Consider the following 11,824-nt stretch of genomic DNA (forward strand, 5'->3'; position numbering starts at 1 on the left):
TCAATCTTGTGACCCTTCAGCCAGCTCACCAGCTCATCGTGCCCTTTAGGGGTGTTAGCGAATTTTTTGGTGCGATGACGGCCATCAGGGCGCAACACATCGACATCCAGTTTCTCTTTAGCGGTGTCGATACCAATATAATGAAGTTCATGTTCCATAGTGAAACCAACCTTGCAAATACGGATTACCGGGAAAACCGGTCCATGATACTGTCCGGTTTATCACTTTGGGAGAAAGGCAGTCCGCTGCATAAATCTACCGCGCAGGTTAGAACCCAAGGCCGGATACGGCATGCGGACTGCAGGCAGAGAAAACTGGCCAATTTTCTCTGCACAGGAGGGATAATACAAGGCCGGATAAGCGCAGCGCATCCGGCAGTTATGTCGCTCGTTCATCTCGCACCGCCAACACCTCGGGCAAATTCAACTCAATCCAGTCCGCCAGTACAGCAACCTTTTCGCTCACCTGCTCGCCCAGCGGCGTTACTCGCGACGTCCGGTTAATGTTAATAACTAGTTAATTAAAGTGGCATCCTCCCGCATCCTCTCGGATAATGACGGGATGCCGGGAACGACCACGTCTGTTCCCTGAATATTTCTTCTGACAGATCAATGGATGCCAGTAATGATTAGCGGCGTGCTGTACGCCCTGTTAGCAGGGTTGATGTGGGGGCTTATTTTTGTCGGGCCGTTGATCGTACCGGAATACCCGGCGATGTTGCAGTCGATGGGGCGTTATCTGGCGTTAGGATTAATTGCGCTGCCCATTGCCTGGCTGGGGCGCGTGCGTCTGCGTCAGTTGGCGCGTCGCGACTGGCTTACCGCCTTGATGCTCACCATGATGGGCAACCTTATCTATTACTTCTGTCTCGCCAGCGCCATTCAGCGTACCGGCGCACCTGTTTCCACGATGATTATCGGCACTCTGCCGGTGGTGATTCCCGTCTTCGCCAATCTGCTGTACAGCCAGCGCGACGGCAAACTCGCATGGGGGAAACTCGCCCCGGCGCTGGTTTGTATTGGCATCGGCCTGGCGTGTGTGAATATTGCTGAGTTAAACCACGGACTCCCCGATTTTGACTGGGCACGTTATACCTCAGGCATCGTGCTGGCGTCAGTCTCTGTAGTCTGTTGGGCGTGGTATGCCCTGCGCAACGCCCGCTGGCTGCGGGAAAACCCCGACAAACATCCGATGATGTGGGCGACGGCGCAGGCGCTGGTCACGCTGCCGGTTTCTCTCATCGGCTATGTTGTCGCTTGTTACTGGCTGAATACGCAAACGCCGGACTTCTCCCTACCTTTTGGTCCCCGTCCGCTGGTGTTTATTAGCCTGATGATTGCGATTGCCGTGCTTTGCTCATGGGTCGGTGCACTCTGCTGGAACGTCGCCAGCCAGCGATTACCGACAGTGATTCTCGGGCCGCTGATTGTTTTCGAAACGCTGGCAGGTTTGCTGTACACCTTTTTACTCCGCCAGCAAATGCCGCCGCTGATGACGTTGAGCGGTATCGCGCTGTTAGTGGTTGGCGTGGTCATTGCAGTCAGAGCAAAACCAGAAAAACCTTTAACTGAATCTGTCTCAGAAAGTTGACATGCTGGCAGTGAGTTAAATAAGCCTCTGCTACGTAAGGGTTATAGCTTTTGCCTTAAAGATGCATTTAAAATACATCTTATATTATTAAGAATGAGGTATCAGCTATGGCTTATCGCGACCAACCTTTAGGTGAACTGGCGCTCTCTATTCCTCGCGCTTCGGCTCTGTTTCGTAAATATGATATGGATTACTGCTGCGGCGGTAAGCAGACGCTGGCTCGTGCTGCGGCACGTAAAGAGCTGGATGTTGAGGTCATTGAAGCTGAGCTGGCAAAGCTTGCTGAACAACCGATTGAGAAAGACTGGCGTAGCGCCCCACTGGCGGAAATCATCGACCATATCATCGTGCGCTACCACGATCGTCACCGCGAGCAACTGCCGGAGCTGATCCTGCAAGCGACCAAAGTAGAGCGCGTTCACGCCGACAAACCGAGCGTGCCAAAAGGGCTGACAAAATACCTGACCATGCTGCATGAAGAGCTTTCCAGCCACATGATGAAAGAAGAGCAGATACTCTTCCCGATGATCAAACAAGGCATGGGCAGCCAGGCGATGGGGCCAATCAGCGTAATGGAAAGCGAACACGATGAAGCGGGTGAACTGCTGGAAGTAATCAAACACGCTACCAATAACGTCACACCGCCGCCAGAAGCCTGTACCACCTGGAAAGCGATGTACAACGGCATTAATGAACTGATTGATGACTTGATGGATCACATCAGTCTGGAAAACAATGTACTGTTCCCACGCGCGCTGGCGGGTGAGTGATTTGTTCGATCAACGATCCTGACATGGGCAGGATCGTTGATTATTCAGTCATTCAGTGGAAGTAATTCATTGTTGTAACTGGTGTACATACCTTCAACGGTAAGCAAACTGCCGTTTTTATCAAGATGCGCCGCATTGAGTTGTCGAGTCTCATTACGCCGCTTCGCATCACGTACCAGCCCATCGCCTACGTAATAAATATAGTGGTCATCATGAGCAAAGGTATCTGATAATTGACCATTGGCGTCTTTAAACCACGTCCATTGACCTTTCAGTTCAAAATACTCAACCGTGTCTTCATCAATAAAATACGTATAGCGATCGTCATGTGCTAAATAATTTAATGGTGTGCCATCGGGGCTTTTAAACCACTGCCATTGTCCATTAATATCAAAAATAGTCACATCATTGCTCGCGATGAAATAAACTTTACTCCCTACAATATTAACGCCTTCCTGTAATTCTTGTTTCGGGTCGGGTAAATGAATAACCGAAAGCGTTTTTTCGACCCCAGAAACATACTTCACCAGATAGAGCGAATCTTTATATTGCGCCACATTATCCGTCAGGTGGCGAAAATATTCAGGATCAACATCAGGAATGGTCGCAACCCGGCAGTCATTGGCACGCCTGGAAGCATCTCGGGTCATCCAGGTTACTTTATCCCGCTGTAGGTCAAACGTAATCCGGCAATCTTTACCGAACGAATAACGTTTTTCCCCATCTTTATCGCGATAAATCAGCAGGGAACCGGCTCTCCAGCGCACAATCTGAAAGGTATCCGGATCGGCGTTGATGGCATCTCCGTTGACAAAGACCTGCGATTTGGTCCGCCAGATGGTATCCCAGGGTCCTGGATTACTTTTGCTTTCGCAGCTATTGGGGGAATAAATAATGGGACGACGTGTCCAGGATTTAACGCCAAGAATAGAATACCCTTGCGCACTGCCCAGCCAGCGCCCCTGAAAGTAAATATTGCGACGATCTTTCAATACATCTGCGGAATCACCTGCGTAAATTATCCCTCCCACCTGTTGCAGTGAATCCATATCAACCTGCTTTTCGCCGCGGTTATCATCCGTGCGTTCACCATCAAAATAGAGGCTGTCTTTATCGGCAGCAAAACGCCCCCAGGCGCGGAATGTTGCGGCATCGACTTTCGGTGTTCCCGGCGGGTTCTGGACTATTTTCCCAGCCCATAAAATATGGCGGCCATCAGTCAACCAGTCGAAACGCCAGCCGCCATTTGAGCGATAGCCAGAGAAGGGAGCCACCCGCACAAAATCATTATTGATATCATCTGGAGAATCATATTTTCCATCAGTGCCGTCAGCTACGCGGCGTAACTGTTTGAACTTCACCTGCGGCAAATGAATATCCGGAAAATCGATACCGTAACCGTCACTATCTTCAACGATATATTTTGTTCCTTGCCCCCACGGCTGGTAGTAAAACGCGGCATAAGGTACGCCGGAGCAGGCCATTGAAGCGGTTGAAAATAAAGCCAGTACGAGACAAACGGGTTTAATTGGCAACATAGCATCATCCTGAAACTGTTAGTGTGAAGAGGTTATTTAAATAAGGGTTTCAGACCGCTCGGAGGTTGCTTCACCGTTGACCATTCTGCTGAAATGGGGTTGTAGCGTAGCCATTCAGTTTGCTCGTAGTGTTTTCCGTCGATTGTGGTTAATCCACTAAGTTGGTGACTGTAGAGTTGCCCGTCTGTGGTGATATACATGTAGCCAGTTACCATGCTTCCCCTCTCCAATAGTTCAGAAACATCCTCTGGCCTGGGCATTATCAGTTCACCTTCACCTAATGTATTGGTTTTAACCTTATAGAATTGAGCTTTGTAATAGCCTACCGACCAGGTTAATAAGGTAAATTTTTCCGGATCTACTCCCGCCAGTGTTTCATAAACACAATCACTCCCCGCTGGCGTTGCTTCTTGTTTAAGCCAGGACACAGTCTTCAAACCAATTTTAAATGACGCACAGCTGTGACCGATATCCTCAAGCTCATAGTCATGCTCACCGCTTTTATCGCGATAAACCAACCGTTCGCCAGGCATCCAACGTTTAATCTGAAAGGTTTTGCGATCGGCGGGCAGCGGCTTGCCATTAACAATCACCTGCGAATTTGTCAGCACAACAAATTGCAGAGCTGAATCATGCCGCTCGATTTGAAATCCATCGGCATGACCCAGCCAGCGACCTTTATGCCAAAGACTATTTTTATCACGCAGTAAATTCCAGATGTCCGTCTCTTCCAGCGTTGACATATCCACCTGCTTATCGCCGCTATTATCATCGGTACGCTGACCGTCAAAATAGATACTGCGTTTATCAGCAGCGAAAGCACCGAATGCCTGGAAACTGGCGGCATCGACATTAGGTTCACCGGATGGATTTTTCAGGACTTTGCCTGCCCAAAGAACAGAGCGTCCATCGGTGAGCCAGGTATGCTGGCAATTATTCCGATCATCGCAGTCGAACTTATCGGGATTAAAATCGGACAGTAAGCGGGTTTCTTGTTTATTGGCTAAATTGGCAATGCGCCAGAGCCGGGAAAAATTAACGTCCGGCAGTTCGGAGAGGATCTCATCTTTTTCTCCCTTTTGTTCGGCAACATAAACCGTGCTTTTCTCCTGCTGGCGGTAATAAAAATCTGCGCCCCAGGAAGGTGAAATGGAGAGAGGTAATGCGGCGATTAATAACCAACTGTGCTTAGCCATAGTGAACTCTGCAATGAGTGGCAAAGATCCACGGTAAGCCCGCGCCTGAGAGCTGTCGATGACGGGAAGTATTTTTAGGAATGTATAAAGACAAAGGAGATTGCTGACAAAGTGTGCTTTGTTCATGCCGGATGCGGCGTAAACGCCTTATCCGGCCTACAAAAGCACGCAAATTCAATATATTGCAGATGTTCTGTAGGCCTGATAAGCGTAGCGCATCAGGCAATTTTGCAGCCTGAAAGACACCCGCAGGTGCCTTAGCGGCATTACTTCGCCATGCGTTTTTTACCAATAAACAACCAGCCCAGCCCCAGCGCGATAAACCACAGTGGGGTAACCAGCAGCGCCTGGCGAGTGTCATCTTCCAGCGTCAGCAGCACGATGACGAACACAAAGAACGCCATACATACCCAGCACATCAGCTTGCCGAGCGGCATCTTGTAGATTGACTTCTCATGCAGGTGCGGACGCTGTTTGCGATACACAAGGTATGAGCAAAGGATAATCGTCCAGACAAACATAAACAGAATCGCGGAAACCGTCGTGATCATCGTGAACGCGCCAATCACGCTTGGATTCACGTACAACATCACCACGCCGCCGAGCAGACAGATACAAGAGAAGGTCAGCCCTTTCGCGGGTACTGCGCGTTTAGAGAGTTTAGCGAACGCTTTCGGCGCAACACCTTCCTGAGCCAGACCAAACAGCATGCGACTGGTAGAGAAGACGCCACTGTTAGCGGAAGAAGCCGCAGACGTCAGCACCACAAAGTTGATCACGCTGGCAGCAGCAGGCAGACCCACCAACACGAACAGTTCAACAAACGGGCTTTTATCCGGGACTACCGAACTCCACGGCGTCACGGACATAATCACAATCAGCGCGAAGACGTAGAACATAATGATGCGGATCGGAATAGAGTTAATTGCACGCGGCAGTGATTTCTCTGGATCTTTGGTTTCCGCAGCAGTAGTACCTACCAGCTCAATCCCCACGAAAGCGAAAACCGCTATCTGGAATCCGGCAAAGAAGCCACTTAAACCTTTCGGGAACCAGCCGCCATCGTTCCACAAATGCGCAAATGACGCTTCCACACCGGTCGGTGACTGAAAGTGCATCGCCACCATGACCAGGCCGACGACAATCAGCGACACAATGGCGACGATTTTGATCATCGCAAACCAGAACTCCATCTCACCGAACATTTTCACGGTGGCGAGGTTCAGGGTCAGCAACAGCACTATCACCGCCAGCGAGGCGACCCAGTCAGATAGCCCCGGAAACCAGAACTGCGCATACGCCGTGATGGCAACCACATCCGCCATACCGGTAACCACCCAGCAGAACCAATAAGTCCAGCCAGTGAAATATCCTGCCCACGGCCCTAATAAATCGGAAGCGAAGTCACTAAAAGATTTGTATTCCAGATTCGAAAGCAGCAATTCCCCCATTGCCCGCATCACGAAAAAGAGCATAAAACCGATGATCATATAAACGAAAATGATCGACGGCCCGGCAAGACTGATTGTTTTACCGGATCCCATAAACAACCCCGTACCAATGGCGCCGCCAATGGCAATAAGCTGAATATGCCGGTTTGTGAGATTGCGCCGTAGCGACTGTTCAGCCGGAGCCTGATCATCGGCAACGACTTTTACCTGATCTACCATGTTTTTTTCTTCCTGTCTGTGTTGTTCAGGCTCTGCGGCCTTTAGTCAGTCTATGATACGACGAATCTGTATCGGGACTCATCGATATTAGGAAACAATACGTGGGATGAATACTAAGATTTAGATCTAATGTTAATTTTATGTTTAAAGTGAGTGTCATATCACGGTGATAACGCGAAACAGCTCACAAAAATACACGCTTACGGAGCGTTTGCAACACAAAATATCGCCGATTGGCAAACTGAAGGGTTTATTGCTAAATGCCTGCTCCCCTCTGGCTCGAGGGGAACAGAATACGCTGCTTAGAGGATTTCCAGCAGCTCGACTTCAAACACCAGGGTGCTGAACGGAGGGATGGACGCGCCAGCGCCGCGCTCGCCATAGGCCAGTTCCTGCGGGATAGTCAGTTCCCATTTAGAACCTACTGGCATCAGAGTCAGCGCTTCAATCCAGCCTGGGATCACGCCGTTCACCGGGAATTCAGCCGGTTCGCCACGAGCAACAGAGCTGTCAAACACGGTGCCGTCGATCAATTTACCAGTGTAATGAACGCGAACGCGGTCGGTACGGGCAGGAATTGCGCCTTCGCCCTGGTTGATCACGCGGAATTGCAGGCCGGATTCGGTGCTGTTCACGCCTTCTTTTTTAGCGTTTTCTTCAAGATATTTCACACCTTCAGCAGCCATCGACTGGAAACGCTGACGACGAACAGCATCGGCACGTTCATGGATTTCACGCAGCGCGCGGTGCACCACATCAACCGGAACAGCCGGATGTTTGCCTTCCAGCGCGTCGGCAATACCTGCAACCAGCGCTTCTGGCAGCAGCCCTTCCAGACCAGATTCACTCAGTTGTTGCCCTACCTGCAAACCAATGCCGTAGCTTGCTTGCGCTTCGATGGTGTCAAAAGTTGGGGTGGTCATCGTATTTCCTTCCTCAGGGTATAAAGTAACGGGCAGCATATCAGCCACACTTCCTTGGGTAAAACTTTGTCGCGAGAGTGATGACAAATCCCGGGGAAAAAGAAACAATAGCAATATCCCGTATGAATATAATGAAGGCGGGTTTACCACGGACATCATAGCGTTAGCTTATTCATAGGCTATGATTGAGGAACAAGACGCGGAGCAGGAGGAAACCATGCCCGGGCGCTTTGAACTAAAACCAACCCTGGAGAAGGTCTGGCACGCGCCGGACAACTTTCGCTTCATGGATCCGCTACCTCCGATGCATCGTCGGGGGATTATTATTGCCGCCATTATTTTGGTGGTCGGTTTTCTGCTTCCGTCTGAGGATGCGCCCGACGCCCCCGTCGTGACGCGTGAAGCGCAGCTGGATATTCAGTCGCAATCTCAGCCGCCGACGGAAGAACAACTGCGGGCGCAGCTAGTTACGCCGCAAAACGATCCGGATCAAGTTGCCCCGGTCGCTCCAGAACCAATACAGGAAGGTCAACCGGAAGAGCAGCCGCAAGCTACGCAAACGCAACCTTTCCAGCCAGATAGCGGCATTGACAATCAATGGCGCTCTTATCGTGTCGAAGCCGGCAAAACGATGGCACAACTGTTCCGCGACCACGGTCTGCCTCCTACCGATGTATACGCAATGGCGCAGGTAGAAGGCGCAGGTAAACCATTAAGTAATTTGCAAAATGGGCAAATGGTGAAAATCCGCCAGAACGCCAGCGGCGTGGTGACGGGCTTAACCATTGATACGGGGAATAATCAACAAGTCTTGTTTACCCGCCAGCCGGATGGCAGTTTTATTCGCGCGCGGTAGATGACCGTTCAACCAGAAGCCAGCTAAGGATCGTATCTTTGATGACCTTACGTCTGGCTTCCAGTGCCTGCGGTGAAACCATACTGATGTGATAAACCAGACCAAGCGTATGCTGGTTGATCAAATAATATCCCCCAAGCGCAGCAATATTAATATTCACCTGCAACGGGTCGATATCTGGCTTAAATATATTGAGTTTCTTCCCTTCATCCAATAAAGATTCCATTAACTGCAAATGCGCATGGTTAATTTCTAAGAGACGTTGTGATTTTGCATAATGCACGCCTTTACTTTGGTTTTCACTATGTACAATTTTTAAAAACCAAGGGTTTGAAACATAATAGTCCCAAGTAAAATCAATGATTTTTTCAATCGCTTTTTGTGGCGGAAGACCTGAGAAATCAAGGGCCTTTTCTTTTTGTCGAATATCGTTCCAGGTATATTCCAGCACTTCGATAAATAAATTTTCTTTATTTCCAAAGTGGTGATAAACCGTCTGCTTACTACACCCCGCAGCCTTAACAATATTATCGACCCTGGCGCCTTCGTAACCATATTCGGCAAATTCATTAACCGCGCATAACAGCAGCTTTTCCTTCAGGCTTTGTACGTTGCTGGTATCAAGATACATAACGCTTCCCCACGTCTTCTTCGTGATGGCTATCATAACCGTATTTGATCTCAGCGACAGCAAAAAGGCAAAACATTGTCTTTCATCGAGTTATCAAATGTCCTGTGATCATTATCGCAGATCAACCAACCAGATGGTTGATCTTTTTACTGACTAGTCGCAAGCTAACCATCACTTAAGGAAACAATATTCAGAAAAAGAGGATTAACCTATGAAATCCACTCGTCCTGTTGCTGTCATCACTGGCGCTGCACGTGGTATTGGAAAGGGTTGTGCGCTGGAACTTGCTCGTGGCGGGTTTAACCTGCTGATTAACGATCGTCCCGATGCCGACAGCGTAGAAAAACTGCATATCACACAACAAGAATGTATGGCAGAAGGCGTGGAAGTCATTTGCTTCCCTGCCGATGTTGGCGATCTCTCCCTGCATGAAGAGATGCTCGACGCGGCGCAAAACCAGTGGGGGCGTCTGGACTGTCTGCTCAACAACGCAGGGATTTCAGTGAAAAAGCGCGGTGACCTCCTCGATCTCGAACCAGATAGTTTCGACCAAAACATTGCCATCAATACCCGCGCGCCGTTCTTCCTCGCTCAGGCATTCAGTAAACGTCTGCTCGCACAGCCGAAGCCGGAAGCGGAGCTGCCGCACCGCTCGATTATTTTCGTCAGTTCAATCAACGCCATCATGCTGGCGATGAATCGCGGCGAATACACCATTGCCAAAACCGCCGTTTCTGCCGCTGCTCGTCTGTTTGCTGCTCGCCTTTGCAATGAACAAATTGGCGTTTATGAAGTGCGCCCTGGCCTAATCAAAACCGATATGACCATTCCGGCAACCGCCTATTACGACGAATTGATTGCCAAAGGTCTGGTGCCGTGGGGACGTTGGGGTTATCCGGCTGATATCGCCTCCACTGTCCGCGCGATGGCGGAAGGCAAACTGATTTACACCTGTGGTCAGGCGGTCGCCATCGACGGCGGCTTAAGTATGCCGCGCTTCTGAGGCTGAACTATGAGAGATCTGTTACAACGCCCTGATTTATTCAGCATTAATACCGCGACGCTGGGTTATAAAACGCCGCTGCCCGCCATTATTGACGCTTGCGCCGCGCGCGGTATTGGCGCAATCGCCCCCTGGCGCAGAGAATTGCAGGGCGAAGATCTCCAGCAGATCGCCCGCCAACTCGCCGCCAGTAACATGAGCGTTTCCGGTTTGTGCCGTAGCACTTACTACACCGCACCGACGCTGGCGGAACGCAAACTAGCGATTGATGATAACCGCCGGGCGCTGGACGACGCCGCCGTGCTTAACGCCGCCTGTTATATGCAGGTGGTTGGCGGTCTGCCAACAGGCACAAAAGATCTGTATGAGGCGCGGGAACAGGTGAAACAAGGGATTCGCCAGTTACTGCCACATTCGAAAGAGGTCGGCGTGCCGATTGCGCTGGAGCCACTGCACCCAATGACCGCAGCCGATCGTTCCTGTTTGTGCACGTTACGCCAGGCGCTGGACTGGTGTGATGAACTCGATCCCGATGGCGAATTTGGCCTCGGTGTCGCGGTGGATGTTTATCACGTCTGGTGGGATCCGGATCTCGCCAGTCAGATCCTGCGTGCCGGAAAACGCATCCTCGCGTTTCATGTTTCCGACTGGTTAGTGCCGACCACTGATCTGGTCAATGACCGTGGAATGCCGGGAGATGGCGTCATCAATATTCCGTCAATCCGTCGGCTGGTTGAAAACGCCGGATTTAATGGCGCTATTGAACTGGAAATATTCTCCCCCTACTGGTGGCAGCAAGATATTAACAGCACGTTGGATATTAGCGTCGATCGCATCGCGCATTATTGTTAAGGAATGATCATGAGTGACCAACCCGTTCTGTTCAGCAGAGCGGCAGCTTCCTGCCGCCTGACATTGAATCGAGAAGATAAATGTCATGCTATTAACGAAGAAATGATCGAATCTCTCGATCATTATTTAAATGAAATTGAAAACGACACCACATTACGATTAGTCGAATTAACTGCTACAGGTGATAAATTCTTTTGTGCGGGCGGCGATATTAAATCGTGGTCAGCCTATTCGCCATTAGATATGGGCGGAAAATGGATTAAACGCGGTAATGACGTTTTTAATCGTCTGCGCAATTTACCCCAATTAACCGTTGCGAATCTCAACGGTCATACCATCGGCGGTGGGATTGAACTTGCTTTGTGCTGCGATATTCGTATTGCTCGCCCCAGCGCGAAATTCTCTAACCCGGAAGTGATGCTCGGTATGGTGCCTGGCTGGATGGGCATTGAACGCGTGCTTAATCAGGTCGGTCCGGTGGTCGGTCGCCAGATGCTGATGCTGGGTAAACGTCTGACGGCACATGAAGCCCAGGCGGCGAATTTAATTGATGAAGTGGTAGAAAAAGAACAGGTAGAAAGCTGGATGGCGAATCAGCTAGCGCAGCTGGAAAAATGTGGCCCGGTGGCGCTGGCGCATATTAAGCAGCTGATTCTGGCACTGGAAAATAAACATGCCGATTACTCGCACCAGTTACTGGCAGGGTTAATGTCTGCTACTCAGGATTGCCAGCAGGCGACGCGCGCGTTTGCCGAAAAAAGTAGCGTGAGCTTCCACAATCAATAAGGAAATTGT

At 50.2% G+C, this 11,824-nt stretch carries 11 protein-coding genes and 2 pseudogenes; 6 read left to right on the top strand and 7 right to left on the bottom strand.

Annotated elements, in window-relative coordinates; all coding sequences use genetic code 11:
• A pseudogene (locus AACU94_RS18090) lies at positions 1 to 158 on the bottom strand (IS110 family transposase); the annotation flags it as partial.
• Between the two features lie 220 nt (positions 159 to 378).
• A pseudogene (locus AACU94_RS18095) lies at positions 379 to 486 on the bottom strand (winged helix-turn-helix transcriptional regulator); the annotation flags it as partial.
• Between the two features lie 138 nt (positions 487 to 624).
• Between AACU94_RS18095 and AACU94_RS18100 the strand changes: the two are divergent.
• Complete coding sequence (locus AACU94_RS18100) at positions 625 to 1,590, top strand: DMT family transporter (RefSeq protein WP_135405724.1); 966 nt, start codon at positions 625 to 627, stop codon at positions 1,588 to 1,590.
• Between the two features lie 107 nt (positions 1,591 to 1,697).
• Entirely contained in the window at positions 1,698 to 2,360 is a 663-nt protein-coding gene (ytfE, locus tag AACU94_RS18105) for an iron-sulfur cluster repair protein YtfE (protein ID WP_135489967.1), read from the top strand.
• Between the two features lie 44 nt (positions 2,361 to 2,404).
• On the opposite strand, the gene AACU94_RS18110 is transcribed toward ytfE, so the two are convergent.
• The 4 genes from AACU94_RS18110 to fklB all read right to left on the bottom strand — a co-directional run bounded on the left by AACU94_RS18110 (position 2,405) and on the right by fklB (position 7,687).
• Complete coding sequence (locus AACU94_RS18110) at positions 2,405 to 3,898, bottom strand: hypothetical protein (RefSeq protein ID WP_135489969.1); 1,494 nt, start codon at positions 3,896 to 3,898, stop codon at positions 2,405 to 2,407.
• Between the two features lie 32 nt (positions 3,899 to 3,930).
• Positions 3,931 to 5,094 carry a hypothetical protein gene (locus tag AACU94_RS18115; RefSeq protein WP_135490077.1) on the bottom strand — a complete coding sequence of 388 codons (1,164 nt, stop codon included), beginning with the start codon at positions 5,092 to 5,094 and terminating at the stop codon, positions 3,931 to 3,933.
• Positions 5,095 to 5,360: 266 nt separating this feature from the next.
• The gene (gene cycA / locus AACU94_RS18120; RefSeq protein WP_130216689.1) at positions 5,361 to 6,764 is read right to left on the bottom strand and encodes a D-serine/D-alanine/glycine transporter; all 1,404 of its coding nucleotides are present in this window, start codon (positions 6,762 to 6,764) and stop codon (positions 5,361 to 5,363) included.
• A gap of 302 nt (positions 6,765 to 7,066) precedes the next feature.
• A complete protein-coding gene (gene fklB, locus AACU94_RS18125) occupies positions 7,067 to 7,687 on the bottom strand; it encodes an FKBP-type peptidyl-prolyl cis-trans isomerase (RefSeq protein WP_064525832.1) in 621 nt (206 codons plus the stop codon).
• Positions 7,688 to 7,904: 217 nt separating this feature from the next.
• Here fklB and ytfB point away from each other — a divergent pair, with 217 nt between their 5' ends.
• A complete protein-coding gene (gene ytfB, locus AACU94_RS18130; RefSeq protein WP_130221758.1) occupies positions 7,905 to 8,543 on the top strand; it encodes a cell division protein YtfB in 639 nt (212 codons plus the stop codon).
• Here ytfB and AACU94_RS18135 read toward each other — a convergent pair.
• A complete protein-coding gene (locus tag AACU94_RS18135) occupies positions 8,527 to 9,174 on the bottom strand; it encodes a TetR/AcrR family transcriptional regulator (RefSeq protein ID WP_130216693.1) in 648 nt (215 codons plus the stop codon). The genes ytfB and AACU94_RS18135 overlap by 17 nt on opposite strands.
• Positions 9,175 to 9,385: 211 nt before the next feature.
• Between AACU94_RS18135 and AACU94_RS18140 the strand changes: the two genes are divergently transcribed.
• Genes AACU94_RS18140 through AACU94_RS18150 form a run of 3 tightly spaced genes read left to right on the top strand, consistent with a single transcriptional unit; the run spans position 9,386 to position 11,815 of the window.
• Positions 9,386 to 10,177, top strand: a complete 792-nt coding sequence (locus AACU94_RS18140) for a 3-ketoacyl-ACP reductase (RefSeq protein ID WP_130216695.1) — start codon at positions 9,386 to 9,388, stop codon at positions 10,175 to 10,177.
• 9 nt (positions 10,178 to 10,186) lie between these two features.
• Entirely contained in the window at positions 10,187 to 11,029 is an 843-nt protein-coding gene (locus tag AACU94_RS18145) for a sugar phosphate isomerase/epimerase family protein (RefSeq protein WP_130216697.1), read from the top strand.
• Positions 11,030 to 11,038: 9 nt separating this feature from the next.
• Complete coding sequence (locus AACU94_RS18150; RefSeq protein WP_135489971.1) at positions 11,039 to 11,815, top strand: enoyl-CoA hydratase/isomerase family protein; 777 nt, start codon at positions 11,039 to 11,041, stop codon at positions 11,813 to 11,815.
• The last annotated feature ends 9 nt before the right edge of the window (positions 11,816 to 11,824 follow it).

Source organism: Escherichia sp. E4702 (genome assembly GCF_963883545.1).
In the GTDB taxonomy this organism is placed as follows: domain Bacteria; phylum Pseudomonadota; class Gammaproteobacteria; order Enterobacterales; family Enterobacteriaceae; genus Escherichia.